This window comes from Stenotrophomonas sp. WZN-1 (assembly GCF_002192255.1).
In the GTDB taxonomy this organism is placed as follows: domain Bacteria; phylum Pseudomonadota; class Gammaproteobacteria; order Xanthomonadales; family Xanthomonadaceae; genus Stenotrophomonas.
In genome coordinates, this window is sequence record NZ_CP021768.1 from 1,689,999 (window position 1) to 1,716,558 (window position 26,560).

A 26,560-nucleotide genomic window follows, 5' to 3' on the forward strand; every position below is an offset into this window, starting at 1 on the left:
TCGTTTGCGGCACAAACGACTTGATTCCCTCCGTCCCCTTTTTCAACGCCGCGCCAGCAGCACCAGTACCGCGCCGGTGCCACCTTGTCCGGCCGGTGCCGAATGGAATGCCAGTACGTCGTTGCGCAGCCGCAGCAGGCGATCGACCAGGTTCTTCAGCACCGGCGCACCGCCATCGGACTGCAGACCCTTGCCGTGGATGATGCGCACGCAGCCATACTCGTGTGCATGCGCTTCCAACAGGAACTGGCGCAGCAGGGCTTCGGCCTGCGCGGCGGTGGCGCCGTGCAGGTCCAGTTCGTCCTGCACCGAGTACTGGCCGCGCTTGAGGCGCTGGAACAGGCGTGGTGGCAGGTTGTCGCGGCGATAGCTGGCCACGTCGCCGGCTTCCAGGGGCGTGCTGTCACGCAGCAGCCGGGCAAACTCGCCGGCCGCTTCGGCCTCGTCACGTTCGGCCATGCGCGCGCGCGGCTTCGGCCGGGGCGCGGCCGGGGCCGGCTCGGCATCCTTGCGCAGCGGCGTCACTTCGCCGATGGCCGCGCGGAACAACGCGGCCGGATCTTCGTCTTCAGGGTGCGACATGCGCACAGGGTAAACCGCCGGCGCAGGTCTGCCTATGACGGTTCGATGTCGGCCGTGACCGCCGGCAGGGTAGGACCGGCGGCTCGCATGCGGCACAATAGACGATGCCCTTGCAGGGTCGACGGCTTCCGCAGGGGAGCGCGACGGTCCCGCCCACACTGCACGGTGATGGAATCGAATTCTTGGAAAATCAAGCGGTTAAATCGAAGATGCGAATCCTGGTCAGTAATGACGATGGTGTCGACGCTGCAGGCATCCGGATGCTTGCCTCGGTCCTGCGCGAGGCCGGACACGAAGTCACGGTGGTCGCACCCGACCGCGATCGCTCCGGCGCCAGCAATTCGCTGACCCTGGATCTGCCGATCCGGCTCAAGCGCATCGACCATTACACCGTCTCGGTGGCCGGCACACCGACCGACTGCGTGCACCTGGCGCTGACCGGCCTGCTTGAATTCGAGCCCGACATTGTCGTGTCCGGCATCAACAACGCCGCCAATCTCGGCGATGACGTGATCTACTCCGGCACCGTCTCGGCGGCGATGGAAGGTCGCTTCCTCGGCCTGCCAGCCGTGGCGGTCTCGCTGGTCAGCCGCAACCACGATCCGAAGCACTTCGAGACCGCTGCGCGTGCCGCGGTGGAGATCGTCGCCCGGCTCAAGGCCGATCCGCTGCCGGCCGACACCATCCTCAACGTCAACGTGCCGGACCTGCCGTGGGGCGAGGTCAAGGGCTTCGAGGTCACCCGCCTCGGCAACCGCCATCGTGCCGAAGGCTGCATCGCGCAGAAGGACCCGCGCGGCAACGAGGTGTACTGGATCGGCCCGGCCGGCCGTGAGCAGGACTCCGGCCCCGGCACCGACTTCCACGCGGTGCGCACCGGCCATATCTCGATCTCCCCGATCCAGGTCGACCTCACCCGCTACCAGGCGCTGGAGAAGGTCGCCAGCTGGGTGGGCGGCCTCAGCGCCGCGCTGGACCGGCCGGCATGAGCCCACGCCTGCGATTGCAGCCGGAAGCCGTCGGCATCGGCATGACCTCGCAGCGCGTGCGTGATCGTCTGGTCGACCGCCTGCGTGAAGTCGGCATCGTCGACGAGTCGACCTTGAACGCGATCCGGGTGGTGCCGCGCCATCTCTTCATCGATGAAGCGTTGGCCTCGCGTGCCTATGAAGACACCGCGCTGCCGATCGGCCACGGGCAGACCATCTCGCAGCCCTGGGTGGTTGCGCGGATGACCGAGGCGGTGCTCCAGGTCGCGCCGAAGCGGGTGCTGGAAGTCGGCACCGGCTCCGGCTACCAGGCCGCCATCCTCGGCGCGCTCGGCCTGGAGGTCTACACCGTGGAACGGATCGGCGACCTGCTGCGCCAGGCGCGCAAGCGCTTCCGTGCGTTGGGCATGAACATCCGCACCAAGCATGACGACGGCCGCGCTGGCTGGGCCGAGCACGGTCCGTTCGATGCCATCGTGGTCACTGCCGCAGCGCCGGCGCTGGTCGACGAACTGGTCGGGCAGCTGGCCGAAGGCGGGCGTCTGGTCGCACCGGTCGGTGGCCCAGGCGGGCAGTCACTGGTGCAGCTGGACCGCAAGCCCGACGGCAGCATCGAACAACACGTGCTGGCGCCGGTCACGTTCGTGCCGCTGCTGTCTGGCATGCTCGACTAATCCACGGAGCAGGGTTGCATGAAGATTTTCGGGCCGCTGTACGAGCGGGCGATGAAGTGGGCGGCGCACGAACGCGCGCCGACCTACCTGACGGTGTTGAGCTTCTTCGAGGCGATCATCTTCCCGGTGATGCCGGAGGTGATGCTGGCGCCGATGTGCGTGGCCCAGCCCAAGCGCGGTTGGTGGTTCGCCACCCTCAGCCTGGCCGGCTCGATGGTCGGCGCACTGGTTGGCTACGCGCTGGGTCATTACGCCTTCGAGGCGATCAAGCCGCTGTTCGAAGCGCTGGGCATGCTGCCGGCCATCGAGCAGGGCATCACCACCGTGCAGGCGAAGATGGCCGAGTCGCCGTGGGCAGTGTTCACCTTCCTGGTGCTGGGCGGATTCATGCCCATCCCGATGAAGGTCTTCACGTGGGCATCGGGTATCGTCGGTGTACCGATGCCGCAGTACCTGTTGAGCATGCTGATCGGTCGTGGCAAGCGCGTGTTCGTGCTGGCTGCGGTCATCCGTATCGGTGGTGCGCGTGCTGAAGCGGCACTGCGTCGCTGGATTGAACCGCTGGGCTGGATCGCCACCGCGCTGGTGGTGGTGCTGATCGCCTGGCTTGTATGGAGGTCGAAGTTCGCATGAGTCCTGATCGTCTGAGCAAGGGAGTGCGCATCGGCGCGCTGGCGTTGCTGGTTTCCACCCTGGCCGCCTGCGGCACCGCCACCGTGGTTCGTCCTGGCGGCGGCAGTGCCGGTGGTGGCGTCACCACGCCGAAGACTTCGGTGCCCAAGCCCGGGCAGACCGTGGTGGTGCGCAAGGGCGACACCATCTATGCGCTGGCCCGCATCCATGACATCACCCCGGCCGACCTGATTGCCTGGAACAGCCTGGACAACCCCTCGACGATCTATCCGGGGCAGGTGATCCGGCTGTATCCGGCCGGTGCCAGCGGCGGCCGCGCGCCCACCACGGTGGTCACCCCGCCGCGCTCGGGTGGCAGCAGCACCGGCAGCACCGCACCAGCCCCGGCGCCGGTCGGTCCGGTGAAGAGCAACATCGCCTGGCGCTGGCCGGCCGATGGCGCCATCGTTGGCCGCTACGTGGCTGGTGATGCGACCAAGCAGGGCGTCGACATCGCAGGCACCAGCGGCCAGGCAGTCAAGGCCACCGCCAATGGCGTGGTGGTGTATTCCGGCGCCGGCCTGGTCGGCTACGGCGAGCTGATCATCATCAAGCACAGCGACCAGTGGCTGTCGGCCTATGGCCACAACCGCAAGCGCCTGGTGAATGAAGGGCAGAGCGTGAAGGCCGGTGAGCAGATCGCCGAAATGGGTCGCACCGGTGCGAACCGCGACATGGTCCACTTCGAGATTCGCTACAACGGCAAGCCGGTCGACCCGCAGCAGTACCTGCCGGCGCGTTGACGCCGTTGGGGATCAGGCAGCGCCGGGCCATGCCCGGCGTTGCTGACCTGTAGCGTCGAGCCATGCTCGACTCGGGTTCCTTGGAGATGCGGTCAACTGCGATCTCGTCTGTCGCTGGCTCACCTTCACGATGGATGGAGTACCCGGCATTCTTGAGCGGATCCATCCGTCCCGGTGCCCCCATGTTCCGCCTTGCTTCCGCTCTCGCGCTACTCATCGTCGCGCCGCTGGCCATCGCAGCCAGCGATCCGCGTGGCGTGGTTACCCGCTTCTACGACGCAATCCAGGCGCCAGCGCCGAAGGAAACGGCCATTCCGTCGCTGCTGGGCGATGCCCTGCGCTCAGCTGTCGCTGCGCAGCGCGCTTACGAGCGCGCCTGCGCCGCGCTGGCTGCGCACGACGAGAAGCCGCACATGCTCGACCAGAGTCCATATCTGCAGGCGCCGGACCGGCCGGAGACGATAACGGTGGGAACGCCCGGATCGAGCGGTGACGCCACCTGGATCCGCGTCGACATGGCGGTGGGCGACTACCGCTGGACCGACCGGATCCTGCTGCAGCGGCAGGGCCCGGACTGGAAGATCATGGATATCCGCTGGGGGCAGGGCGGCAGCCTGATCGGACGGCTGCAGCAGTTTTCGGCCTTCCGCTGCACACCTTCGGGCGGCTAGCGCCGGGACGCGTCCGGCGATCCGAACTCAGCCTTCCAGGATGAAGGCGGCCGCGACCTTGCGGCCTTCGCCGGCCAGGATGTTGAAGGTGCGTGCGGCGGCTGGGTTGTTCATCACTTCCAGGCCGATCCCGCGTGACAGGCAGGCGGCCATCACCACCGCCGGCGGGAACACCTGGCGGTCACCGGTGCCGAGCACGACCAGCGCCGGATTCAGCGCCAGGATCGGCTCCAGGTCCGACAACTGCAGCGCAGTGGCACTCGCCACCGGCCAGTGCGTGACCAGCTGGTCCGGGGTCAGGAAAAAGCTGCTGCCCAGCACCTGGTCGTTGACCTTGGCCGAGCGGCCATCGGCGGCGCGTAGGCTGTAGGCGTAGTCAGGCGGTTCGTGGTTCAGCTGCATGGGGTCAGGGCGCTCAGCCGCGCGGCAGCACGATCTGGCGCTGTTCCTTGCTCGGGCGGTACAGCACGGCAACGTGGCCGATGCGCTGCACCAGCGCGCTTTCGGTGGCTTCGACGATCTCGCCGATCATCACGTCACGGGCGTCGCGATCCTCGGCAGCGACCTTCACCTTGACCAGTTCGTGGCGCTCCAGCACTTCGTTCAGCTCAGCGATGAAGGCCGGGGTCACGCCCTTGCCGCCGGTCTGCAGCAGGGCCTTCAGGTCGTGGGCTTGGCCGCGCAGGAAACGGGTCTGGGAGGCGGTCAGGGCGATGGACATGCAGGAAAACACGGTTGAATGGGGCGATCAGGGTATCATGAGGACCCCATCAGCCCCTATTTTCAATGGCTACCCGCAGCAAAAGCAGCCAGCGCTGGCTCAAGGAACACTTCTCCGACCCCTTCGTGAAGAAGGCGCAGGCCGAAGGCATGCGCTCGCGCGCCGCCTACAAGCTCGAGGAGCTGCTCGAACGTGACCGGTTGCTGAAGCCGCACATGGTGGTGGTCGACCTCGGCGCGGCGCCGGGTGGTTGGTCTCAGCAGGTTCGGAGACAGATTGGCGACACCGGCCGCGTGCTGGCCCTGGACATCCTGGACATGCCGCCCCTGGCCGGCGTGGAGTTCCTTCATGGTGACTTCAGGGAAGAAGCCGTCCTATCGCAGTTTGAAGCCATGCTCGGGGATCAGCCGGTAGACCTTGTGCTGTCGGACATGGCCCCCAATAAGAGTGGTGTGGGCGCGGTCGACCAGCCGCGGATGATGCACCTGGCGGAGCTGGCCCTGGATTTTGCCGACAACCACCTGAAGACCGGTGGGGCGTTCCTGATCAAGCTGTTCCAGGGCGAAGGCTTTGACGACTACGTGCGCGACATGCGCCGCCGGTACGACAAGGTCTCCATCCGCAAGCCGGAAGCCTCGCGCAAGCGCTCTCCCGAGGTGTATGCCTTGGGTCAGGGAAAACGCGCCCACATGAAGTAAGCTCGCAATGTACGCAAGTTCGACCCCAACGCAACGCCAGCACTGAGAGGAACACCGGAGCCAATGAGGATGAACGACTTGACCAAGAACCTCCTGCTATGGGTGGTCGTCGCCGTCGTGCTGATGGTGGTCTTCCAGAGCTTCTCGCCCAAGACCTCCGGGGCCGGGGTGCAGGGTGCGTCGTACTCGCAGTTCCTGGACCAGGTGGACAGCGGCAACGTGCAGAAGGTCGCCTTCGGCGGCGACATGCGCGGCGGCACCAGCCAGCTAACCTACACCACCCGGGGTGGGCAGTCGTCCACCATCACCGCACCGTTCGATCGTGACCTGATCAACGTGCTGCGCACCAAGAACGTGGAGATCGTGCAGGAGGAGCCGTCCAGCGGCATCTCCCTGGGCGCGATCCTGATGAATTTCCTGCCGGTCATCCTGATCATCGGCTTCTGGTTGTTCATCATGCGCCAGATGCAGGGCGGTGGCGGCGGCGCCAAGGGCGCGATGTCCTTCGGCAAGTCGCGCGCCAAGTTGCAGGGCGAAGACCAGATCAAGGTCACCTTCGCCGACGTCGCCGGCTGCGACGAGGCCAAGGAAGAAGTGGGCGAGCTGGTCGATTTCCTGCGCGACCCGTCCAAGTTCACCAAGCTGGGCGGCAAGATTCCGCGCGGCGTGCTGATGGTGGGCCCGCCGGGTACCGGCAAGACGCTGCTGGCCAAGGCCATCGCTGGCGAAGCCAAGGTGCCGTTCTTCTCGATCTCCGGTTCGGACTTCGTGGAAATGTTCGTCGGCGTCGGCGCCAGCCGCGTGCGCGACATGTTCGAGCAGGCCAAGAAGCACGCGCCGTGCATCATCTTCATCGACGAAATCGACGCCGTCGGCCGTCACCGTGGCGCTGGCTTGGGCGGCGGTCATGACGAGCGCGAGCAGACCCTGAACCAGCTGCTGGTCGAGATGGACGGTTTCGAGGGTGGCGAAGGCGTGATCGTGATCGCCGCGACCAACCGTCCGGACGTGCTGGATCCGGCACTGCTGCGTCCGGGCCGTTTCGATCGCCAGGTCGTGGTCGGCCTGCCGGACGTGAAGGGCCGCGAGCACATCCTGAAGGTGCACATGCGCAAGCTGCCGCTGGCCGACGACGTCGAGCCGATGGTGATCGCGCGCGGTACGCCGGGCTTCTCCGGTGCGGATCTGGCCAACCTCTGCAACGAGGCCGCCCTGTTCGCCGCGCGTGGCAACGAGAAGGAGGTCCGCATGGACCACTTCGACCGTGCCCGCGACAAGATCCTGATGGGTGCCGAGCGCCGCTCGATGGCCATGAGCGAGGACGAGAAGACCCTGACCGCTTACCACGAAGCCGGCCACGCCATCGTCGGTCGCCTGGTGCCCGAGCATGACCCGGTCTACAAGGTCACCATCATTCCGCGCGGCCGTGCGCTGGGCGTGACCATGTACCTGCCGGAGGGCGACAAGTACTCGATGAACCGCGTGGCGATCCAGTCGCAGCTGTGCTCGCTGTACGGTGGCCGCGTCGCTGAAGAGCTGATCTTCGGCGAGGACAAGGTCACCACCGGTGCCTCCAACGACATCGAGCGTGCCACCAAGATGGCCCGCAACATGGTCACCAAGTGGGGCCTGTCCGAGCAGCTCGGCCCGATTGCCTATGGCGAAGAGGATGACGAAGTGTTCCTGGGTCGCTCCGTCACCCAGCACAAGAGTGTGTCCAACGACACGGCGCGCCGCATCGACGAGGAAGTACGCAACATCCTCGACAAGGCCTACGCCCGCACCACGCAGCTGCTGACTGACAACATCGACAAGCTGCATGCGATGTCGCAGCTGCTGCTGCAGTACGAGACCATCGACGCGCCGCAGATCGACGCCATCATGGAAGGCCGCGATCCGCCGCCGCCGGCCGGCTGGAACAAGTCGAACAAGGATGGTGGCAACGACAAGGGCGGCGATGCCCGTCCGCTGCCGCCGATCGCAGGCCCGGCCGAGTCGCACTGACGGCCCGCTGCACGCGACACCAGACGAGGCCGGGGCGACCCGGCTTCGTCGTTTCCGGGCCACTGGCCCATTCCGAAAAACCGAACTGACGCTGGAGCCCGCATGTCCGCCCCGAAGCCCGAACCGATTTCCCACAAGGCCGAAATGGTCATCGCCACCGTGGTCGGCGTGGGTGTGGGCCTGGGAGCCGACAACCTGCTGCTGGGCTGCGTGGTGGGTATCGGTGTCGGCATCGTGCTGAGCATTGCCAAGACCCTGTACGTGGACCACAAGCGCCGCCGCCGTTGAGGGGTATCGGCAGGGCTGCGCCCTGCTCCGAGCCAGAGCAACAGCAACAGCAACAGCGGGTTTCTGGGGATGGCGGGGCGGTGTGGGTTGGCAGGACACGCCGTAAACCCGTCCATGGGGGCTCGATGGCGCCATCCATGGCGCCAACGGTCCTGCCAACCCACACCGCCCCACCCCTGACAATTTCCTGCTGCTGTTGGTAGGTGTCGACCTTGGTCGACACGATAGATCCACGTCATGCGTGGATGAATCTTCATCGAAATTGATTATCTCGATATCTGTGAGATCTGAGCCGAGCATGGCTCGGCTCTACAGAAATGCCGACAGATCGCAGAAATCTGTCGAAGGCGGGGTGGGTCCGGTTGCGGGAGTGTCCGCGGCATGGGCCCGAGGCATGCCTCGGGCGGGTTGGGCAGGACGCCAAACCCCGGTCTTGCCGTGTGCGCAGGACAGCGCACACGAGCAAGCCGCGGCCAAGCCCCCATGGATGGGTTCACGGCGTCTCCCGCAACCGGACCCACCCCGGCTACCCTCAGGAAACCAGCTTCTGCTGTTGCTTGGGCTCTTGCTGTGGCCGTTGCCTCTGCGGGTGCAGGGCGCCGCCCTGCCGAACTAAACTACCCGCCGTTGTCCCTGCAGGATTGCCCATGTTCGATACCTCGCCCCAGCTCGATTGCGCCGGCCGCATCCTGCGCCTCGACCGCGCCCGGGTCATGGGCATCGTGAACGTCACCCCGGACTCGTTCTCCGACGGCGGCGCGCACGACACCACCGAGTCGGCGGTCGCCCATGGCCTGAAGCTGGTCGAGGAGGGGGCGGACCTGCTCGATGTTGGCGGCGAATCGACCCGCCCGGGCGCCGCACCGGTATCGGTCGAGGAAGAGCTGCGCCGGGTGATTCCGGTGATCAAGCAACTGGCCGCCCGTACCCAGGTTCCGATCAGCATCGACACCTTCAAGCCGGAAGTGATGCGTGCGGCCGTGGCCGCCGGCGCGGGCATGATCAATGACATCCATGGCCTGCGCCAGGAGGGCGCGCTGGACGCCGCCGCTGAAGCCGGCGTGCCGGTGGTGCTGATGCACATGCAGGGCGAACCCGGTCACATGCAGGCCGATCCGCACTACGACGACGTGGTTGCGGAGGTACACGGTTTCCTGGTGCAGCGCCTGTTCGCTGCGGAAATGGCCGGTATCGCCAAGAAGAACCTGCTGGTCGATCTCGGTTTCGGCTTCGGCAAGACCACTGCCCACAACATGACCCTGCTGGCGCGCTCGGAACGCTTCCTGGAACTGGGCGTGCCGATGCTGGCCGGCCTCTCGCGCAAGCGCAGCCTCGGTGAACTGACTGGACGCGACCTGCCGTCCGAACGGGTAGCGGCCTCGGTGGCCGCGCATCTGATCGCGGTACAGCGCGGCGCCCGCATCGTTCGCGTGCATGACGTGGCGGCCACCGTCGATGCGTTGAAGGTCTGGCAGGCGGTCGACGCGGTGCCCGTGCCGCGCGCCGACGCCACGCCGACGATCCGTTGGCCGGGCGAAGACTGATGGGCATCGACCGGCGGCCGCTGGCGATCGCCGTGATGGGGCCGACCGCCAGTGGCAAGACCGCGACCGCGATTGCCCTGGCACAGCAGCTGGACGGCGAAATCGTCAGCGTCGATTCGGCGCTGGTGTACCGCCACCTGGATATCGGCTCGGCCAAGCCCGATGCGGCCGAGCGCGCGCAGGCACGGCACCATCTGCTGGATCTGCGCGATCCCTGGCAGACCTACTCGGCGGCCGAATTCGCCGCTGATGCCGGCCGGGTCGTGGCCGACATCGTGGCGCGCGGCAGGACACCGATCCTGGCCGGTGGCACCGGCCTGTACTTCCGCGCACTGCTGCAGGGCCTGTCGCCGATGCCGGAGGCCGACCCGGGGATGCGTGCGACGTTGGCCGCCGAAGCCGCCGAACGCGGCTGGGCGGCACTGCATGCCGAACTGGCCAGGGTCGATCCGGCGGCGGCCGCACGCATCCATGCCACCGACCCGCAGCGCATCCAGCGGGCACTGGAGGTCTATCGCCTGACCGGTACCCCCATCACTGAATGGCAGCGCCGGCCGGGTGTGGCGCCATTGCCGGTGCGCACGCTGAAGCTGATCCTGGCCCCGCGTGACCGCGCGCTACTGCACCAGCGCATCGAGGCGCGCTTCGACGCCATGCTGGCGCAGGGCTTTCTGGACGAGGTACGGGCGCTGAGGGCGATGCCCGAAATGGCCGCCGTGGAGGCGCCGTTGGACCTGCCAGCGGTGCGGGCGGTCGGCTATCGCCAGGCCTGGGAGCACCTGGACGGGGAGGGCGATGCCGCCCGTTTCCGTGACAAGGCGATCTTCGCCACCCGCCAGCTGGCCAAGCGTCAGCTGACCTGGCTGCGCGGCGAGCTTGATGCGCGCTGGTTCGACCCCCATATCGACCAGGAGCGCTTGGCCGGCGCGGTGTCGGCCTTCGTCGCACGCTGAACCCCCGCCAGCCGTGTAACATCATCGGTCGGCGGGCGGCTCGGGGGCCGTGGCAACCGTCGGCAACCCAATAAGAACAATAATCAGGAGTGTGCAATGTCCAAGGGGCAATCGCTGCAGGATCCTTTCTTGAACGCACTGCGGCGCGAACGCGTGCCGGTTTCGGTGTACCTGGTGAACGGCATCAAGCTGCAGGGCACGATCGAGTCGTTCGACCAGTTCGTGGTCCTGCTGCGCAACACGGTCAGTCAGATGGTCTACAAGCACGCCATTTCCACGGTGGTTCCGGCACGCAATGTGAAGGTCGGTCCGGGCGGTGGTTATGTGCAGTCGGGTGAAGGTGGTCAGGCAGGTGATGAAACAGACGAGTAATACCGGAGCGGTGAATGTTTGACCGCTCGAAAAAGGGCGAACACGCCCTGCTGATCCAGCCCCATTTCGGCAAGCTGGAAGACGATGTGCTTGAAGAGTTCGGTGATCTGGCCCGCTCGGCCGGGGCCAGCATCGCCGCGACGATCACCGCGCGGCTGGATCGTCCGAATCCGTCGACCCTGATCGGCAGCGGCAAGCTGGACGAGATCAAGGCCGCGGCCGATGCCAGCGGTGCCGACCTGATCCTGGTCAACCATGCGTTGAGCCCGGGCCAGGAGCGCAACCTGGAACGCTTCCTCGAGCGCCGGGTGATCGACCGTACCGGCCTGATCCTGGACATCTTCGCCCAGCGTGCGCACAGCCATGAAGGCAAGCTGCAGGTCGAGCTGGCGCAGCTGCGTCACCTGGCCACGCGGCTGGTGCGTGGCTGGACCCACCTGGAGCGCCAGCGCGGCGGTTCGATCGGGCTGCGCGGCCCGGGTGAAACCCAGCTGGAAACCGACCGCCGCCTGCTGCAGAAGCGGGTCGAGCAGCTGCAGAAGCGCCTGGAAAAGGTGGAAGTGCAGCGCACCCAGATGCGCCGTGCGCGCGTGCGCAGCGAACTGCCGCGTGTCGCCCTGGTGGGCTATACCAATGCCGGCAAATCGACCCTGTTCAACGCCATGACCGGCGCTGAGGCCTACGCCGCCGACCAGCTGTTCGCAACGCTGGATCCAACCGTGCGCCGCATCGCGGTGCCGGGCGGCAACGTGGTGCTGGCCGACACCGTCGGCTTCGTCCGTGATCTGCCGCATGATCTGGTCGCCGCGTTCCGCTCGACCCTGTCCGAGGCGCGCGAGGCCGATTTCCTGCTGCACGTGGTCGATGCTGCCGATCCGCACCGCGAGGAGCGCATCGCCCAGGTGGACGAGGTGCTGACCGCAGTCGGTGCCGGTGACCTGCCGCAGCTGCTGGTGTTCAACAAGATCGACCGCATCGACGGTGCCGACGTCCGCCACGATGGCCAGGATGGCGTGCCCGACGAGTCGCGTCGTGAGCGCGTCTGGATTTCCGCGCGTGACGGGCAGGGCCTTGAGCTTCTGCAGGCAGTGCTGGGCAAGCGCCTGGGCCTGCAGCACGTGACCGGTGAACTGCGCCTGCCGCCGGATGCCGGCCGCCTGCGTGCGCGCCTGCACCAGCTGGAAGTGATCCGCAGCGAACAGGCCGATGAAGAGGGCTGGCTGCTGCAGGTGGACCTGCCGATCGCCGAAGCCGAGAAGCTGGCCGCCAGTGCCGATGGCGCGCCGATCCGGGCGCTGCTGCCGGAGAAACTGCCGGAGTGGTGAGGTAGCGCCGGGCCACGCCCGGCCGCTGCCATCGCGGCGGCCCGCGACATCAACCAGTCATCTGCGGTACAACGGGCAGATTCTTCACCCCACCATCATGCCGATGTCCATTCCCACCGACGCCGATCTCAATGCCCAGTCCACGGTGCTCGGGCTGCGCCTGCAACAGGCCTCGCTGCAGCTGGTCACCGCCGAAAGCTGCAGTGGCGGCTGGATCGCCAAGTGCATGACCGACATCGCCGGTTCCTCGGCGTTCTTCGACTGCGGCATGGTGGTCTACAGCTACGAGGCCAAGCAGCGCCTGCTGGGCGTACGTGCGCAGACCCTGGAGCAGTTCGGTGCGGTCAGCCGCGAAACCGTGCTGGAGATGGTGTCCGGTGCACTGGTCAATTCCGGTGCCGGCATCGCCGTTGCAGTGACTGGCATCGCCGGTCCCGGCGGAGGCAGCCCGGACAAGCCGGTCGGCAGCGTCTGGATTGGCTGGAAGCGCCGGGGCGGCTATGCGCGCGCCGAGCTGTTCCGGTTCGAAGGCGACCGCGAAGCCGTCCGCCGGCAAACCGTGGCGGCGGCATTGCGCGGTATCGACGCCCAGCTGTGACATGCTGCTCCGGTAATCGTCCGGAGCACGCATGATGTGGGAAACGCTGGGCACGGTCCGTGACCTGGGCCGACTGCAGGAAATCGCCGTCGTCCTGATCCGCTATGGCTTCGGCGATGTGGTGCGGCGCATCGGCCTGGCCAGCACGCTGGAGCGGGCAGGGCGCCTGCTGCACTGGAACGAGGAGCGGCAGGAACTGCTGCGGATGACTGCGCCGGTGCGTGTGCGCAGCGCGATGCAGGATCTCGGTCCGACCTTCGTCAAGCTCGGCCAGGTACTGGCGACGCGCGTCGACCTGCTGCCGCCGGAATGGATCGCCGAGCTCTCCGAGCTGCAGAACGCGGTGCCGGCGCTGCCGTATGCGGATATCCGTGAGCAGCTCGAAGCCGACATTGGCGCATCGCCTGCAGAGGTGTTCGCCTTCCTCGATGAAACCCCGATGGCTGCCGCCTCTCTGGCGCAGGCCCATCGTGCGCGCCTGCATGATGGTCGCGAGGTGGTACTGAAGGTGCGGCGCCCCGGCATCCGCGATGTGGTCGAGGCCGACCTGCGGCTACTGGCCCGTCTGGCCGAGATCGTCGAGGCGCGCTTGCCGGACCTGCGCCGCTATCGCCCGGCCGAGGTCGTGCAGCAGTTCACCGTATCGCTGCGCCGTGAACTGGATTTCGCCGCCGAATGCCGCAATGCCGAGCGCATCGCGCGCAACTTCAAGGGCCGCGACGACATCCTGATTCCCGACGTGCATTGGCAGTGGACCTGCGAAAGCCTGAACGTGCAGGCTTTCGTCGACGGCATTCCGGCGCGCGATCTTGCCGGCGTCGACGCGGCAGGCCTGGACCGGCGCGAGCTGGCACGGCGTGGTGCCGACATCGTGCTGAAGATGGTGCTGGAGGACGGCAGCTTCCATGCCGACCCGCACCCCGGCAACATCATCTACCTGCGTGACGGCCGCATCGGCGTGATCGATTTCGGCATGGTCGGCGCGCTGTCTGAAGTGCGCCGCTTCCAGGTCGCGCAGCTTCTGCACGGGCTGGTCGAACAGGATCCGCAGGGCGTGGCCGACGTGCTGCTGGACTGGGCCGGCGGTGTGGAAGTGGACGAGAACCGGCTTCAGCACGACATCAGCCAGTTCGTCGACCAGTACCGTGGCGTGCCGCTGAAGGACCTGCGCATCGGCCTGATGCTGGGCGACATCACCCAGTTGCTGCGCAGTTACAGCCTGACCCTGCCGGCCGACCTGGCGTTGATGATCAAGGCGTTCCTGACCCTGGAGGGCATGGGCCGCCAGTTGGACCCGGATTTCGACATGGCCAGTGCTGCGCGCCCGTTCCTGGAGCGGGTAGTGCTGCAGCGCTATGCGCCCAAGGCGCTGCTCAAGCGCGGCCGGCGCAGCCTGCTGGGCCTGGTCGACTTCGCCGGTGAGTTGCCCCGCGACCTGCGCAAGCTGGTCCAGGCGGCGCGCCGGGGACGCCTGCAGTTGAAGGTGGAAACCAGTGCATTGGAGGGCTTCGGCGAGCAGGTCAACCGCGCCGCGAACCGGCTGGTGATGGGCATCGTCACCGCCGCATTGATCATCGGCTCGTCGATCGTGATGCACAGCGTTGGTGGGGTTTCCAGCCGCTGGTTGCTGGCGCTGGGCGTGTGCGGTTTCATCGGCGCCGGCTTCTGCGGCGTGTGGATCCTGTTTTCGATATGGAGAAGCGGTAAGCACACGTAGGCAGGTGCACGAAGTGCGCCTGTCGCGGTTCCACAGGAACCGCAGAATCGCGCAGCGATTCCTGTAGAGCCGAGCCATGCTCGGCTGCTCTTGCCCAGGTCAGCCCAGCCGTTCGCGCGATTGCCTAGCACGGCTCGGCACGACAGATGTCGCCGTGTCGCTCCCAGCACTTGCACACCGGTCAGTTAGTAGTAATACTACTAACCATGGACCTGACCGACACCCAGCAGGCGATCCTGCAGTTGATCGCCGAGCGTATCGAGAGCGAAGGCGCGCCGCCGTCGCAGACTGAAATCGCACGTGCGTTCGGCTTCAAGGGCGTACGCGCGGCCCAGTACCACCTGGAAGCCCTGGAGCAGGCCGGTGCGATCCGTCGCATCCCAGGCCAGGCCCGCGGCATCCGCCTGGTGCAGGCACCGCCGGTCGAAAAGCTGGCCGAGCCGGGCCTGCCCGACAGCGTCCTGCGCCTGCCGGTGCTGGGCCGGGTCGCGGCCGGCCTGCCGATCGGCGCCGACATCGGCTCGGACGATTTCGTGGTGCTGGACCGGGTGTTCTTCTCACCGGCGCCGGATTACCTGCTGAAGGTGCAGGGCGATTCGATGATCGACGAGGGCATCTTCGACGGTGACCTGATCGGTGTGCACCGCACCCGCGATGCTCATTCCGGACAGATCGTGGTGGCCCGCATCGATGATGAGATCACCGTCAAGCTGCTGAAGATCGCCAAGGACCGCATCCGCCTGCTGCCGCGCAACCCCGACTACAAGCCGATCGAGGTGCTGCCCGATCAGGACTTCGCGATCGAAGGCCTCTATTGCGGCCTGCTGCGGCCCAACCGTTGACCCGTTCCATAGCGCATTACCCCGCGGTCTTTTGTGGCGATTCTCTGGTTCCACTGAGGTTGGTACGGATGTCCGATAATTCTTTTCAGAGCGCCGGGCAGAATCTCAGCCTGTGCGATACGTCCGACTTAAAGTGAACCCATGGCAAAGAAGACCCCCAAAGACAGCACCTCCAACGACACGACCTCTGCAAGGACCAATCCGATGGACGAGAACAAGAAGCGCGCCCTCGCTGCAGCTCTGGGCCAGATCGAAAAGCAGTTCGGCAAGGGCTCGGTGATGCGCATGGGCGACCGCGTGGTCGAACCCGTCGAAGCCATCCCGACCGGTTCGCTGATGCTCGACATCGCGCTGGGCATTGGCGGTCTGCCGAAGGGCCGTGTCGTTGAAATCTACGGGCCGGAATCCTCGGGCAAGACCACCCTGACCCTGCAGGCCATCGCCGAATGCCAGAAGTTGGGCGGCACCGCGGCCTTCATCGACGCCGAGCACGCGCTGGACCCGATCTACGCCGCCAAGCTGGGCGTGAACGTGGACGACCTGCTGCTGTCGCAGCCGGATACCGGTGAGCAGGCGCTGGAAATCGCCGACATGCTGGTCCGTTCGGGTTCGGTGGACATCCTGGTGATCGACTCGGTCGCCGCGCTGACCCCGAAGGCCGAAATCGAAGGCGAGATGGGTGACCAGCTGCCAGGCCTGCAGGCCCGCCTGATGAGCCAGGCGCTGCGCAAGCTGACCGGCAACATCAAGCGCTCCAACACCCTGGTGATCTTCATCAATCAGCTGCGCATGAAGATCGGTGTGATGATGCCGGGCCAGAGCCCGGAAACCACCACCGGCGGCAACGCGCTGAAGTTCTACGCCTCGGTCCGCCTGGACATCCGCCGCATCGGCGCGATCAAGAAGGGCGACGAGATCATCGGCAACCAGACCAAGATCAAGGTCGTCAAGAACAAGCTGGCGCCTCCGTTCAAGCAGGTCATCACCGAGATCCTGTACGGCGAGGGCATCAGCCGCGAAGGCGAACTGATCGATATGGGCGTGGATGCGAAGCTGGTCGAAAAGGCCGGTGCCTGGTACAGCTACGGCGAAGAACGCATCGGCCAGGGCAAGGACAATGCCCGAGGCTATCTGCGCGACAACCCGACGGTCGCCGCCAAGCTCGAAGCCGAGCTGCGCGAGAAGTTCCAGCCGACCGAAGCCAGCCGTGAGGAAGGCGACGACGAAGGCGACGACGAATAAGGCTTGCTGTGGGGCAGGGCGGCGCCGTCAGTGACGTCGCCCTGTCCCGCAGGTTCGAATGGCCCAGGGATGGGCAGGGCGCCAGGGATGGCGCCACCCTTGGAGCACCGATGTCCGACGCTGACGACATTCCCACCGGCCGCAAACGCCGGCCGCGCGAGCAGACGCCCGTGCAACGGGCACTGGGCCTGCTGGTCCGCCGTGAGCATTCGCGCAAGGAACTCACCCGTAAGCTGACCGCCCGTGGCATCGAAGACGAAGCCGCGCAGGCCGCTGTCGCCAAGCTGACCGAAGCCGGCTGGCAGGACGACACCCGATTTGCCGAGAACCTGGTGCGGATGCGCGCCAACACCGGCTATGGCCCGATCCATGTCCGTGCCGAGCTGGGTACCCATGGCCTGGACAGTGCAGCGATTGCGGCGGCGATGGACGGCTATGAGGGCGACTGGCAGGAAAATGCCCGTGACCTGGTCCGCCGACGCTTCGGCGAGGCGGGTCCGCAGGACCTGGCGCAGCGCCGCAAGGCCGCCGATCTGCTGGCACGGCGGGGCTTCGACGGCGACAGTATCCGCCGTGCGACCCGCTACGACCCGGATGACTGAGACTGGCGGCGCCGGGCCTGATACCCTTTAGGTTTTCGGCGATCCCTCGTGACCCTGGCCAACGCGGCCGGTGGTCCGGGTCCGCCGGCCCGCAGACTGCCAGCCCCCAATGAACGCATCCGCCAAATTCACGACTTCCCAGATCCGCAGCGACTTCCTTGAATTCTTCAAGGGCAAAGGCCACACCATCGTGCCGTCGGCGCCGCTGGTGCCGGGCAATGATCCGACCCTGCTGTTCACCAACTCCGGCATGGTGCAGTTCAAGGACGTGTTCCTTGGCGCGGAGAAGCGCAGCTACGTGCGCGCGGCCGACGTGCAGCGCTGCCTGCGCGCGGGCGGCAAGCACAATGACCTCGACCAGGTCGGCTACACCGCACGCCACCACACCTTCTTCGAAATGCTGGGCAACTGGTCGTTCGGTGATTACTTCAAGAAGGATGCGATCGCCTGGGCCTGGGAGCTGCTGACCCAGGTCTGGAAGCTGCCGGCCGAGCGCCTGCTGGTCACCGTCTACCAGACTGACGACGAGGCCTACGCGCTGTGGCGCGACATGGTCGGCGTGCCGGAAGAGCGCATCGTGCGCATCGGCGACAACAAGGGCGCGCCGTTCGCCTCGGACAACTTCTGGCAGATGGCCGACACCGGTCCGTGCGGCCCGTGCACCGAGATCTTCTACGACCACGGCGACCATATCGCCGGCGGCCCCCCGGGCTCCCCGGATGAAGACGGCGACCGCTTCATCGAGATATGGAACCTGGTGTTCATGCAGTTTGACCGCCAGCCCGACGGCACCCTGGTGCCGCTGCCGGCGCCGTGCGTGGATACCGGCATGGGCCTGGAGCGCCTGGCGGCGATCCTGCAGCACGTGCACACCAACTACGAGATCGACCTGTTCCAGGCCCTGATCCGCAAGGCGTCCGAGCTGACCGGCACCGCCGACCTGGAAAACAAGTCGCTGCGCGTGATCGCTGATCACATCCGCGCCTGTTCGTTCCTGATCGTCGACGGCGTGCTGCCGTCCAACGAAGGCCGCGGCTACGTGCTGCGCCGTATCATCCGCCGCGCCCTGCGCCATGGCTGGATGCTGGGCGTGCGCCAGCCGTTCTTCAGCAAGCTGGTGCCGACCCTGGTCGAGCAGATGGGCGAGGCTTACCCGGAGCTGCCGGCGGCGGCGGATACCGTCACCCGTGCGCTGCAGGCCGAGGAAGAGCGCTTTGCTGAAACCCTTGACGCCGGCATGAAGATCTTCGAGGACGTGGCCGGCAAGGCCAGCAATGGCGTGATCCCGGGCGTTGACGCCTTCCGCCTGTACGACACCTATGGCTTCCCGCTCGACCTGACCCAGGACATCGCCCGCGAGCGCGACCTGACGGTCGACATCGCCGGCTTCGATGCCGCGATGGAACAGCAGCGCGAGACCGCACGCGCCGCCGGCAAGTTCGGCGGCGGCGTGACCCTGCCGGCGGAGCTGGTGGCCACCCTCAGCCCGACCGTGTTCCTGGGCTATGACCGCCTGCAGGCCGACGGCCTGAGCGTGCTGGCCCTGCTCAAGGGCGGTCGTCCGGTGCAGTCGGCCGATGCGGGTGATTCGGTCATCGTCATCACCAACCAGACCCCGTTCTACGCCGAATCCGGCGGCCAGGTCGGCGACACCGGCGTGCTGGCCGGCAACGGCGTGCGCCTGGCGGTGGAGGACACCCAGAAGTTCGCCGGCCAGTTCCATGGCCACGTCGGCACCCTGTCCGAAGGCGGCCTGAAGGTCGGCGATGTGCTGTCCGGCGAGGTCGATGGCGAGCGCCGTGGCGCCACCATCCTCAACCACTCGGCCACCCACCTGCTGCACGCCGCCTTGCGCGAAGTGCTGGGCACCCATGTGCAGCAGAAGGGCTCGCTGGTCGCTCCGGACCGCCTGCGTTTCGACTTCTCGCACTTCCAGCCGATCAGCGCGGAAGAGCTGGCGGTGATCGAGCGCAAGGTCAACCAGCAGGTGCGTGCCAACAACGCTGCCGAAGTGCACACCATGGCCATGCAGGAAGCGCTGGACTTCGGCGCCATGGCCCTGTTCGGCGAGAAGTACGGTGAGCACGTGCGCGTGCTGAAGATGGGTGACTACTCCACCGAGCTGTGCGGGGGTACCCACGTCAACCGTACCGGCGACATCGGCTTGTTCAAGATCACCTCCGAGGGCGGTGTTTCCGCCGGCGTGCGCCGCATCGAGGCGGTCACCGGCCAGGGCGCCCTGGATTACGTGGACGCCGAAGAGGCCCGCCTGGCCGAGGCCGCTGACCTGCTCGGCGGCAGCGCTGCCGACGTGGTCGAGAAGATCCGTGCGCTCGGCCAGCGCCAGAAGCAGCTGGAACGCGAACTGGAAGCCGTGAAGGCCAAGGTCGCCGCCGGTGCCACGGCCGACCTGTCCGGCCAGGCCGTTGAGGTTGCCGGCGTGAAGGTGCTGGCCGCCCGCCTGGAGGGCTTCGACGCCAAGGCCCTGCGTGATGCCATGGACCGCCTGAAGCAGCAGCTCGGCGACGCGGTGATCGTGCTGGCCGGCACCCAGGACGGCAAGGCGGCCCTGGTCGCGGGTGTGAACGGCAGCGCAATGGGCAAGGTCAAGGCCGGGGAACTGTTGTCCCATATCGCCAGTCAGATCGGGGGCAAGGGCGGCGGACGCCCGGACCTCGCCCAGGGTGGTGGCGAGGACGGGCCCGCCCTTGCCACCGCGCTGGCTGCAGTCGTCGAATGGGTCAGCCCCCGCCTGTGATGAACCCTGCCGTCCCCCTCCTTGTAGGAGCGGGACGGCTGACGGTACCATTGCGAATCTTTTCCCTTTGTCGTGGTAGCGCTTCTTGACGGAGCGTCAAGCCGGTGGGGGATACCCTTCCACACGGTTCCATGGAGACTTACAAAAATGTTGATCCTGACTCGCCGCGTCGGCGAAACCCTGATGATCGGAGACTCGGTGAGCGTCACCGTGCTTGGCGTCAAGGGTAACCAGGTGCGTATCGGCATCACTGCGCCGAAGGACGTCGCTGTGCATCGCGAAGAGATCTACCAGCGCATCCAGCGTGGTGATGAAGCCGGCGGCACCGGTAGCGAAAATTCTGCCGAATAACGCTTTACCTTCGCACTCGATTAACGTTATGATTCACGCCCCGCTGAGGTGCAACGCACCAGACGCGGTGAAAACCCCGGAGTGATGCCCGAGCGGCTGAAGGGGCTCCCCTGCTAAGGGAGTATAGGGTCAAAAGCTCTATCGAGGGTTCGAATCCCTCTCACTCCGCCAGATACAAAGAAGCGCCTGCAGATCCTCGATCTGCAGGCGTTTTTCTTTGCTCCGGTACTCATCTCTGAATCACCATCCACCGATCATCGATCCGTGGATGGCGGCGGATCCACTGTCCGCTCAGAGCTTCACCGTCACACCCACCTGGAAACCACGCCCCGGCAGCGGCGCGATGTATTTCAGCGGGGAGTTGTGCGGTCGCGCTTCCTCATTGAGCAGGTTGCTGCCGTTGACGAAGATTTCCATGCTGGCGATGTAGCTGTTGCGCACCGGCAGTTCGCGGCTGACCTGCAGGTCGACCAGGTTGAATGCATCCAGCGGCACTTCCTCGCTGACGTTGCGACCAAGGTACTTCTGGGTGTCGTAGTAGGTGCTGGACAGTTGTGCCTTCCAGCCTTCGCGCTGCCACTGCAGGTTGGCGCCGTAGCGGTTGGTCGGCATGTTCGGCAGGTACTCGCCGTCGTTGTGGGCGCGCAGCGAATCCGGGTGGTCGGCCTTGTTCTTCACCAGGTCGGCGAAGGCGGAGACGTTCAACGTGCCATAGCGGCCCAGGTCCAGTGCCTGCGACGCGTCGATCTCGAAGCCCTTCACCGTGGTGTCGGTCTGCTTCCAGTACTTCAGTGGCAGGCGGTTGGCGGTCTGCAGGCCGGAGTAGCCGAGGTAGAGGTAGTTCTCGTACCGCATCCGGTACGCGGTGGCGGACAGCTCGAAACCACCGAGGTGGAACAGGCCGGTCAGTTCCAGGGTCTTCGCGCGTTCCGGTTCCAGGTTCTGGTTGCCTTCTTCCTGTGTCATTACCGAATAGTGTGCGTTGCTGGCATACAGCTCGTTGATCTCCGGGGCGCGCTGTGAGGATGAGTAACGGACCTTGGCCGCGAACAAGGGGCCGAGCTCGACGTACGAGCCGAGGCTGTAGCTGTTGAGCCGGTAGTCGCGGTCCTGCAGTTTCGTGTTGGCAGCATTACGCGCGGTCTTGAAGCGGCTGGGCTGCAGCTCGTGATCCACGCGTTCGTGGCGCGCGCCGGCATCGAAGGTGGCCCAGCCGAAGTCCAGCGTATCCTTCAGGAATACCGCATTGCTGAGGGTGTCCACGTCCGGCAGGTAGCGCTGCGGGCCGCTGCCGGTGACATCACGCGACTGATGGCTGAAACCGAGCAGGCCGCTGAGCGGGCCGACCCGCTGGTGGCTCAGCAGCAGCTCGGCCTGGGTGCTCTCGAAGTCGTAGTCGTTGGCTTTCTTTGCGCCCAGCCGCTCACCGGAGGTGTTGTCCAGCTTCGAGACCCGCAGCTCAGCGCGTTCAACGTAGGGCAGTGGATCGCGCAGCAGGGCTTCCAGCGCGTAGCGCTGCTGCTTGATCACCACGCCCACCGGCAGGCCGTCGGCGTAGTTCGAACCGAACGACAGGTTCTGCATCGAAAAGCCCGGTACGCCGTACTCGCTGTCCTTGGCATCGATGCTGACACCGACGTAGCCGCGATCGAAGAACAGGGTCGAGCCGAAGGCCACCTGCGAGTTGCGCGCATGGCTGTTGCCCAGACGGTGATGGTAGTCGGGCGTGACATCGCTGTTGATCTGCTTCTGCACGTACGACGGCGTGCCGGGCACGTAGGCTGGGTTGACCGGATTGATGTAGGTGCTGCGCTGCCAGATCGAGGTCGGGCTGTTGGTGTAGAACGAGAAATCGCCGTCGGCCCAGTCCGGGTTCTCGGTCATGAACTGGTCGATGTACGGCTGCGAGGCCTTGTTGTAGATCTGCTGGACGCGTGCTTCCTTCTGGCAGCTGTCGGCCAGCGCCGAATTGACGCCGCCGCCGACCGGGAACAGCCCGGTGTTGCAGACACTGGCCTTGCTGTTGCCGGGGATGTCGTAGTGCGAGATGCGCTGGCGCGAGACCTGCAGGTTGGTGGAGAGATTGCGCTGGTTGTTGAAGTTCATGCGGAAGCCCTGCGCGTCGGCGGCGTTGAAGCCCTTGCGCAGGACCAGCTCCATCGACTGGTCCTTGTCTTCCATGCTGTGCGAGATCAGGCCCGAATCGATCTCTACGCTGCCACCGATCGCATTGCCGCCGTAGCGCACGGTGTCCGAGGACTTGTTGACGGTGACGCTGCGCACGAACAGGGGATCGAACGGAATGTTGATGTCGCCGCTGATCGCGTTCATGCCCAGAATCGACTGGCCGTCCTGCAGGATCTGCACGCGGTTGCCGCTGAGGCTGCGAATGACCGGGGCGCCCGCGTTCGGCCCGAAGGCGGTGCTCTGCACACCGGAGACGTGTTCGAGCAGGCCGCCAAGGGTGCGGTTCTGCGCCTGTGGGTTGTCGACGGTGACCCGGCTGTCGATGCGCGAGGGCTGGGAGGCCTGGACCTGGAGGGTGGGGAGGGTGGGTTCGTCTGCGGCCTCGGCGGTGTGGACGGCGAACAGAATGGCTGCAGCAAGGAGATGGCGGCGCATGACACGATCCGTGAAGTTGAAGTGAAATGTTATAACGTAACTATTTGTATCGACAAGGGTGGATTGGGCCTTGCCGGCGGGCCAGAAACGCGGAAGGCGCAGATGCGGTTGCCTTGCGTTCAGTGCACTGCTTGTGCGGGTCGCCGATGCTGTGCACGATCCGAGGCGCTGCCCCCCACCGCGCCACACGCAGCGCCTTCTTCACTGGAACGGAGCAACCCATGAAGCTGTTGTCCGCTGTGTTGTTGTCTGCGCTTTCACTTCCCGCCGTTCCGGCGCTGGCAGTGGAGGCTTCATCCTCGCCGTTGCTGGGACGCTGGTCGCTGGATATCACCACATCAGCGCTGCCCGAGGCGCAACGCCCGAAGCAGGTGGTGCTGGAGTTCAAGGACGCCGGTGCCGGGCGCTGGAGTTCACACGTGGACATCGTCCTGCACGACGGCAAGACCATGAAATCCGATGGCACGCTGGCCCTGGATGGCACGCCGGGCGCCCTGTCCGGCACCTATGGCGCGGACAAGGCCAACCTGAAACTGCCTGCACCGAACACGCTGGTGATGCAGCTGGTGGACCACGGCACGCCGGCCTCCACCCGCATCTACACGGTGGCGGATGACCAGGCGACGATGACCGAGACCAAGGCGTTCTACGGTCACGACGGTACACCGATCCTGCAGACCAACCTGTTCAAGCGCATGCCGTAGCGATGCTGTGTTCACCGCGCCCGCCGAACGGGCGTGGTGAACGCAGCGGCCTTATACGGCGGCCGGATCGCGCTTGCCGGTGTCGATGCCGTACATGTCGATGGCGTGCTGCATCCGCGAGCGCTCGATGCGACCTTCATCGGCCAGCGACTTCAGGGCGGCCAGCACGATGAAGTGGCGATCCACCTCGAAGAAGGTCCGCAGCGATTCACGCGTGTCGGAGCGGCCGAAGCCATCGGTGCCCAACGCGGTGAAGCGGCGGTCGTTGATGAAGGGGCGGATCTGGTCGCCGACGATCTTCATGTAGTCGGTGGCCACCACCACTGGGCCTTCATGGCCCTGCAGGCACTGCTGCACGTAGGGCACGCGCGGTTCCCCGGCCGGATGCAGCAGGTTCCAGCGCTCAGCAGCCAGCCCATCGCGGCGCAGTTCGGTCAGGCTGGTCGCGCTCCACACATCGCTGGCGACGCCGAAGTCCTGCTGCAGCAGGTCTGCCGCGGCTTCCACTTCGCGCAGGATCGAACCGCTGCCCATCAGCTGCACGCGTGGCTGCGAGGTGCTGTCGGAGGCTGCAGGGCGCAGCAGGTACAGGCCCTTCAGGATGCCGGCCTCGGCGCCTTCGGGCAGTGCCGGCTGCGGATAGTTCTCGTTGAGTACGGTGATGTAGTAGTAGATGTCTTCCTGCTCGACGTACATGCGGCGCAGGCCGTCGTGGATGATCACCGCCAGCTCGTAGTTGTAGGTCGGGTCGTAGGAGACGCAGCTTGGAATCACCGACGACAGCACGTGGCTGTGGCCGTCATCGTGCTGCAGGCCTTCGCCCATCAGCGTGGTGCGGCCCGACGTGGCACCGAGCAGGAAGCCGCGGGTGCGCGCGTCGGCAGCGGCCCAGGCAAGGTCACCCACGCGCTGCAGGCCGAACATCGAGTAGAAGATATAAAACGGAATCGTCGCCAGGCCGTGGTTGCTGTAGGCGGTGCCGGCGGCGATCCACGAACAGATCGCTCCGGATTCGTTGATGCCTTCCTGCAGGATCTGGCCGTCCTTGGCTTCCTTGTAGTAGCTCAGCTGGCCGGCATCCTGCGGGGTGTACAGCTGGCCCAGGTGCGAATGGATGCCGATCTGGCGGAACAGGCCTTCCATGCCGAAGGTGCGCGATTCATCGGGCACGATCGGAATGACCAGCCCGCCCAGTTCCGGGTCCTTCAGCAGGCGGGTGAGGATACGCACGAAGCCCATGGTGGTGGACTGGCCGCGATCGCCGCTGCCCTGCAGCTGTGTGTTGAAAATCGACAGCGGCGGCAGCGGCAGCGGATCCACCTTCGCCAGCCGCGCCGGCAGCTGGCCGCCCTGGATGCGGCGGCGCTCGGTGAAGTAGGTCGCCTCGGCGCTGCCCGGCTCCGGACGCAGGTACGGCATTTCCTCCAGCTGCCCATCGCTGACCGGCAGGTCGAAGCGGTCGCGGAAGGCGCGTACCGCATCGGCGCTCATCTTCTTCAGCTGGTGGTTGATGTTCTGGCCCTCGCCGGCCTCACCCATGCCGAAACCCTTGACCGTCTTGGCCAGGATCACCGTCGGCCGGCCGCTGGTGTTCACTGCCTGCTGGTAGGCGGCGAAGACCTTCTGCGGATCATGGCCACCACGCGCCAGCGCCCAGATGTCGTCGTCGCTCATGTGCGCGACCAGCTCCAGCAGCTCGGGGTAGCGGCCGAAGAAGTGCTCGCGCACGTAGGCGCCATTCTGCGACTTGAAGGTCTGGTAGTCGCCGTCCACGCATTCCATCATGCGCTGGCGCAGCAGCCCGCTGTGATCGCGGGCCAGCAGGTCGTCCCAGCCGCTGCCCCAGATCAGCTTGATCACGTTCCAGCCGGCCGCGCGGAAGGTACCTTCCAGTTCCTGGATGACCTTGGCGTTGCCGCGTACTGGTCCGTCCAGGCGCTGCAGGTTGCAGTTGACCACGAACACGATGTTGTCCAGCCGCTCGCGGCCGGCCAGCGAGATCGCCGCCAGCGATTCGGGCTGGTCCATCTCGCCGTCGCCGAGGAAGGCCCAGACCTTGCGGCCCTGGTGTTCCTTCAGGCCGCGGTACTCCAGGTAGCGCATGTAGCGGGCCTGGTAGGCGGCGGTCAGCGGGCCCAGCCCCATCGACACGGTGGGGAACTGCCAGAACTCCGGCATCAATCGCGGGTGCGGATACGAGGACAGGCCTTCGCGGCCCGCTTCGCGGCGGAAGTTGTCCATCCGGGCCGGATCGATGCGGCCTTCCACGTACGCGCGACCGTAGATGCCTGGCGCGGAGTGGCCCTGGATGTAGACCATGTCGCCGTCGAAGGTATCGGTGCGGCCGCGGAAGAAGTGGTCGAAGCCCACGTCGTACAGCACCGCCGCCGACTGGTAGGTGGCGATGTGACCACCGACGTTGGAGTGCTTGCCCGCGCGCAGCACCATCACCATCGCATTCCAGCGGATCATCGCGTTCAGGCGGCGCTCGATGGCCAGGTCACCCGGATAGGCCGGCTGGCGCTCGGGCGGGATGGTGTTGACGTAGGCGGTCCATGCGCGCGCATGCAGGTCGCCGTGCTGCTGCGCATCCAGCTCGCTGAGCTGGTCGATCAGGTAGTGCGCGCGTGGCCGTCCACCGGCCTGCATCACCGCCTCCAGAGATTCACGCCACTCCTGCGTTTCCAGTGGGTCGGTATCGAAGGGGATGAGGGCTTGGTTCATGACTGTCTCCAGAGGGCCGCGGTCGGACTCCTGCCTGGGCGACAACACCGGCAGGGCGCACAGCACTGGAGCGGAGTCGCAACGGCGGGGCCGTGACGCGAAGGGCGACCATCGCGGTCACCGGGGAGGCAAGCGTAGGCCTGGCCCCGTGCCTTCGATAGGCG

The 26,560-nt window shown here is 66.2% G+C and carries 25 protein-coding genes and 1 tRNA gene; 21 read left to right on the forward strand and 5 right to left on the reverse strand.

Going from position 1 to position 26,560, the window contains the following annotated elements:
• Window positions 1–42: 42 nt before the first annotated feature.
• On the reverse strand, window positions 43–582 hold the full coding sequence (locus tag CCR98_RS08035; protein ID WP_087922189.1) for a Smr/MutS family protein: 540 nt from the start codon (window positions 580–582) through the stop codon (window positions 43–45).
• Between the two features lie 209 nt (window positions 583–791).
• Between CCR98_RS08035 and surE the strand changes: the two genes are divergently transcribed.
• From surE to CCR98_RS08060, 5 genes are all read left to right on the forward strand, one after another.
• The gene (gene surE, locus CCR98_RS08040; protein ID WP_087922190.1) at window positions 792–1,571 is read left to right on the forward strand and encodes a 5'/3'-nucleotidase SurE; all 780 of its coding nucleotides are present in this window, start codon (window positions 792–794) and stop codon (window positions 1,569–1,571) included.
• A complete protein-coding gene (locus tag CCR98_RS08045; RefSeq protein ID WP_087922191.1) occupies window positions 1,568–2,245 on the forward strand; it encodes a protein-L-isoaspartate(D-aspartate) O-methyltransferase in 678 nt (225 codons plus the stop codon). Before surE ends, CCR98_RS08045 begins: the two co-directional genes overlap by 4 nt.
• A gap of 18 nt (window positions 2,246–2,263) precedes the next feature.
• Window positions 2,264–2,878 carry a YqaA family protein gene (locus CCR98_RS08050; RefSeq protein ID WP_014036746.1) on the forward strand — a complete coding sequence of 205 codons (615 nt, stop codon included), beginning with the start codon at window positions 2,264–2,266 and terminating at the stop codon, window positions 2,876–2,878.
• Window positions 2,875–3,660 (forward strand): peptidoglycan DD-metalloendopeptidase family protein, encoded by a 786-nt coding sequence (locus CCR98_RS08055; protein WP_087922192.1) that lies wholly within the window; start codon window positions 2,875–2,877, stop codon window positions 3,658–3,660. The genes CCR98_RS08050 and CCR98_RS08055 overlap by 4 nt, the downstream gene beginning before the upstream one ends.
• 182 nt (window positions 3,661–3,842) lie before the next feature.
• Window positions 3,843–4,331, forward strand: coding sequence for a hypothetical protein (locus CCR98_RS08060; protein WP_087922193.1), 489 nt, complete (start codon window positions 3,843–3,845; stop codon window positions 4,329–4,331).
• 27 nt (window positions 4,332–4,358) lie between these two features.
• Here the strand turns inward: CCR98_RS08060 and CCR98_RS08065 are convergent, their stop codons facing one another.
• Both CCR98_RS08065 and yhbY read right to left on the reverse strand, forming a co-directional pair.
• Window positions 4,359–4,733, reverse strand: coding sequence for an Mth938-like domain-containing protein (locus tag CCR98_RS08065; RefSeq protein WP_087922194.1), 375 nt, complete (start codon window positions 4,731–4,733; stop codon window positions 4,359–4,361).
• Window positions 4,734–4,746: 13 nt separating this feature from the next.
• Window positions 4,747–5,052 carry a ribosome assembly RNA-binding protein YhbY gene (gene yhbY, locus CCR98_RS08070; RefSeq protein ID WP_004152868.1) on the reverse strand — a complete coding sequence of 102 codons (306 nt, stop codon included), beginning with the start codon at window positions 5,050–5,052 and terminating at the stop codon, window positions 4,747–4,749.
• A 65-nt stretch (window positions 5,053–5,117) separates the two neighbouring features.
• Between yhbY and rlmE the strand changes: the two genes are divergently transcribed.
• The 15 genes from rlmE (at window position 5,118) to CCR98_RS08145 (ending at window position 20,517) form a co-directional block, all read left to right on the forward strand.
• Entirely contained in the window at window positions 5,118–5,750 is a 633-nt protein-coding gene (rlmE, locus tag CCR98_RS08075) for a 23S rRNA (uridine(2552)-2'-O)-methyltransferase RlmE (protein WP_005409014.1), read from the forward strand.
• A gap of 69 nt (window positions 5,751–5,819) precedes the next feature.
• Window positions 5,820–7,754, forward strand: a complete 1,935-nt coding sequence (ftsH, locus tag CCR98_RS08080) for an ATP-dependent zinc metalloprotease FtsH (RefSeq protein WP_198361070.1) — start codon at window positions 5,820–5,822, stop codon at window positions 7,752–7,754.
• Window positions 7,755–7,856: 102 nt separating this feature from the next.
• A complete protein-coding gene (locus CCR98_RS08085; protein ID WP_087922196.1) occupies window positions 7,857–8,042 on the forward strand; it encodes a hypothetical protein in 186 nt (61 codons plus the stop codon).
• 647 nt (window positions 8,043–8,689) lie between these two features.
• Window positions 8,690–9,586: a dihydropteroate synthase gene (folP, locus tag CCR98_RS08090; RefSeq protein ID WP_087922197.1), complete on the forward strand. Its 897-nt coding sequence runs from the start codon at window positions 8,690–8,692 to the stop codon at window positions 9,584–9,586.
• Window positions 9,586–10,539, forward strand: coding sequence for a tRNA (adenosine(37)-N6)-dimethylallyltransferase MiaA (miaA, locus tag CCR98_RS08095; RefSeq protein WP_087922198.1), 954 nt, complete (start codon window positions 9,586–9,588; stop codon window positions 10,537–10,539). The genes folP and miaA overlap by 1 nt, the downstream gene beginning before the upstream one ends.
• 96 nt (window positions 10,540–10,635) lie before the next feature.
• Complete coding sequence (hfq, locus tag CCR98_RS08100) at window positions 10,636–10,911, forward strand: RNA chaperone Hfq (protein ID WP_087922199.1); 276 nt, start codon at window positions 10,636–10,638, stop codon at window positions 10,909–10,911.
• A gap of 14 nt (window positions 10,912–10,925) precedes the next feature.
• Complete coding sequence (gene hflX, locus CCR98_RS08105; protein WP_049445660.1) at window positions 10,926–12,236, forward strand: ribosome rescue GTPase HflX; 1,311 nt, start codon at window positions 10,926–10,928, stop codon at window positions 12,234–12,236.
• Window positions 12,237–12,339: 103 nt separating this feature from the next.
• Window positions 12,340–12,834, forward strand: a complete 495-nt coding sequence (locus CCR98_RS08110) for a nicotinamide-nucleotide amidohydrolase family protein (protein WP_087922200.1) — start codon at window positions 12,340–12,342, stop codon at window positions 12,832–12,834.
• A gap of 34 nt (window positions 12,835–12,868) precedes the next feature.
• On the forward strand, window positions 12,869–14,551 hold the full coding sequence (gene ubiB / locus CCR98_RS08115) for a 2-polyprenylphenol 6-hydroxylase (RefSeq protein WP_087924159.1): 1,683 nt from the start codon (window positions 12,869–12,871) through the stop codon (window positions 14,549–14,551).
• 206 nt (window positions 14,552–14,757) lie between these two features.
• Window positions 14,758–15,393: a transcriptional repressor LexA gene (gene lexA / locus CCR98_RS08120; protein ID WP_005412936.1), complete on the forward strand. Its 636-nt coding sequence runs from the start codon at window positions 14,758–14,760 to the stop codon at window positions 15,391–15,393.
• Window positions 15,394–15,597: 204 nt separating this feature from the next.
• Window positions 15,598–16,635 (forward strand): recombinase RecA, encoded by a 1,038-nt coding sequence (gene recA, locus CCR98_RS08125; RefSeq protein ID WP_087922201.1) that lies wholly within the window; start codon window positions 15,598–15,600, stop codon window positions 16,633–16,635.
• Window positions 16,636–16,745: 110 nt separating this feature from the next.
• Complete coding sequence (gene recX, locus CCR98_RS08130; RefSeq protein WP_087922202.1) at window positions 16,746–17,237, forward strand: recombination regulator RecX; 492 nt, start codon at window positions 16,746–16,748, stop codon at window positions 17,235–17,237.
• A gap of 109 nt (window positions 17,238–17,346) precedes the next feature.
• The gene (alaS, locus tag CCR98_RS08135) at window positions 17,347–19,995 is read left to right on the forward strand and encodes an alanine--tRNA ligase (RefSeq protein WP_087922203.1); all 2,649 of its coding nucleotides are present in this window, start codon (window positions 17,347–17,349) and stop codon (window positions 19,993–19,995) included.
• A gap of 147 nt (window positions 19,996–20,142) precedes the next feature.
• Window positions 20,143–20,346: a carbon storage regulator CsrA gene (gene csrA / locus CCR98_RS08140; protein WP_004152909.1), complete on the forward strand. Its 204-nt coding sequence runs from the start codon at window positions 20,143–20,145 to the stop codon at window positions 20,344–20,346.
• A gap of 78 nt (window positions 20,347–20,424) precedes the next feature.
• A tRNA-Ser gene (locus tag CCR98_RS08145) sits at window positions 20,425–20,517 on the forward strand.
• A gap of 120 nt (window positions 20,518–20,637) precedes the next feature.
• Here CCR98_RS08145 and CCR98_RS08150 read toward each other — a convergent pair.
• Window positions 20,638–22,968, reverse strand: a complete 2,331-nt coding sequence (locus tag CCR98_RS08150; RefSeq protein ID WP_087922204.1) for a TonB-dependent receptor — start codon at window positions 22,966–22,968, stop codon at window positions 20,638–20,640.
• 221 nt (window positions 22,969–23,189) lie between these two features.
• On the opposite strand from CCR98_RS08150, the gene CCR98_RS08155 reads away from it, so the two are divergent.
• Window positions 23,190–23,672, forward strand: a complete 483-nt coding sequence (locus CCR98_RS08155; protein WP_087922205.1) for a LuxR family transcriptional regulator — start codon at window positions 23,190–23,192, stop codon at window positions 23,670–23,672.
• 51 nt (window positions 23,673–23,723) lie between these two features.
• Here the strand turns inward: CCR98_RS08155 and aceE are convergent, their stop codons facing one another.
• Entirely contained in the window at window positions 23,724–26,396 is a 2,673-nt protein-coding gene (gene aceE / locus CCR98_RS08160; protein WP_087922206.1) for a pyruvate dehydrogenase (acetyl-transferring), homodimeric type, read from the reverse strand.
• Between the last annotated feature and the right edge of the window lie 164 nt (window positions 26,397–26,560).

Bases quoted from the DNA above. Each gene is read 5' to 3' on its own strand.
- CCR98_RS08035 (WP_087922189.1), bottom strand. From the start codon at position 582: ATGTCGCACCCTGAAGACGAAGATCCGGCCGCGTTGTTCCGCGCGGCC.
- surE (WP_087922190.1), top strand. From the start codon at position 792: ATGCGAATCCTGGTCAGTAATGACGATGGTGTCGACGCTGCAGGCATC.
- CCR98_RS08045 (WP_087922191.1), top strand. From the start codon at position 1,568: ATGAGCCCACGCCTGCGATTGCAGCCGGAAGCCGTCGGCATCGGCATG.
- CCR98_RS08050 (WP_014036746.1), top strand. From the start codon at position 2,264: ATGAAGATTTTCGGGCCGCTGTACGAGCGGGCGATGAAGTGGGCGGCG.
- CCR98_RS08055 (WP_087922192.1), top strand. From the start codon at position 2,875: ATGAGTCCTGATCGTCTGAGCAAGGGAGTGCGCATCGGCGCGCTGGCG.
- CCR98_RS08060 (WP_087922193.1), top strand. From the start codon at position 3,843: ATGTTCCGCCTTGCTTCCGCTCTCGCGCTACTCATCGTCGCGCCGCTG.
- CCR98_RS08065 (WP_087922194.1), bottom strand. From the start codon at position 4,733: ATGCAGCTGAACCACGAACCGCCTGACTACGCCTACAGCCTACGCGCC.
- yhbY (WP_004152868.1), bottom strand. From the start codon at position 5,052: ATGTCCATCGCCCTGACCGCCTCCCAGACCCGTTTCCTGCGCGGCCAA.
- rlmE (WP_005409014.1), top strand. From the start codon at position 5,118: ATGGCTACCCGCAGCAAAAGCAGCCAGCGCTGGCTCAAGGAACACTTC.
- ftsH (WP_198361070.1), top strand. From the start codon at position 5,820: ATGAACGACTTGACCAAGAACCTCCTGCTATGGGTGGTCGTCGCCGTC.
- CCR98_RS08085 (WP_087922196.1), top strand. From the start codon at position 7,857: ATGTCCGCCCCGAAGCCCGAACCGATTTCCCACAAGGCCGAAATGGTC.
- folP (WP_087922197.1), top strand. From the start codon at position 8,690: ATGTTCGATACCTCGCCCCAGCTCGATTGCGCCGGCCGCATCCTGCGC.
- miaA (WP_087922198.1), top strand. From the start codon at position 9,586: ATGGGCATCGACCGGCGGCCGCTGGCGATCGCCGTGATGGGGCCGACC.
- hfq (WP_087922199.1), top strand. From the start codon at position 10,636: ATGTCCAAGGGGCAATCGCTGCAGGATCCTTTCTTGAACGCACTGCGG.
- hflX (WP_049445660.1), top strand. From the start codon at position 10,926: ATGTTTGACCGCTCGAAAAAGGGCGAACACGCCCTGCTGATCCAGCCC.
- CCR98_RS08110 (WP_087922200.1), top strand. From the start codon at position 12,340: ATGTCCATTCCCACCGACGCCGATCTCAATGCCCAGTCCACGGTGCTC.
- ubiB (WP_087924159.1), top strand. From the start codon at position 12,869: ATGTGGGAAACGCTGGGCACGGTCCGTGACCTGGGCCGACTGCAGGAA.
- lexA (WP_005412936.1), top strand. From the start codon at position 14,758: ATGGACCTGACCGACACCCAGCAGGCGATCCTGCAGTTGATCGCCGAG.
- recA (WP_087922201.1), top strand. From the start codon at position 15,598: ATGGACGAGAACAAGAAGCGCGCCCTCGCTGCAGCTCTGGGCCAGATC.
- recX (WP_087922202.1), top strand. From the start codon at position 16,746: ATGTCCGACGCTGACGACATTCCCACCGGCCGCAAACGCCGGCCGCGC.
- alaS (WP_087922203.1), top strand. From the start codon at position 17,347: ATGAACGCATCCGCCAAATTCACGACTTCCCAGATCCGCAGCGACTTC.
- csrA (WP_004152909.1), top strand. From the start codon at position 20,143: ATGTTGATCCTGACTCGCCGCGTCGGCGAAACCCTGATGATCGGAGAC.
- CCR98_RS08150 (WP_087922204.1), bottom strand. From the start codon at position 22,968: ATGCGCCGCCATCTCCTTGCTGCAGCCATTCTGTTCGCCGTCCACACC.
- CCR98_RS08155 (WP_087922205.1), top strand. From the start codon at position 23,190: ATGAAGCTGTTGTCCGCTGTGTTGTTGTCTGCGCTTTCACTTCCCGCC.
- aceE (WP_087922206.1), bottom strand. From the start codon at position 26,396: ATGAACCAAGCCCTCATCCCCTTCGATACCGACCCACTGGAAACGCAG.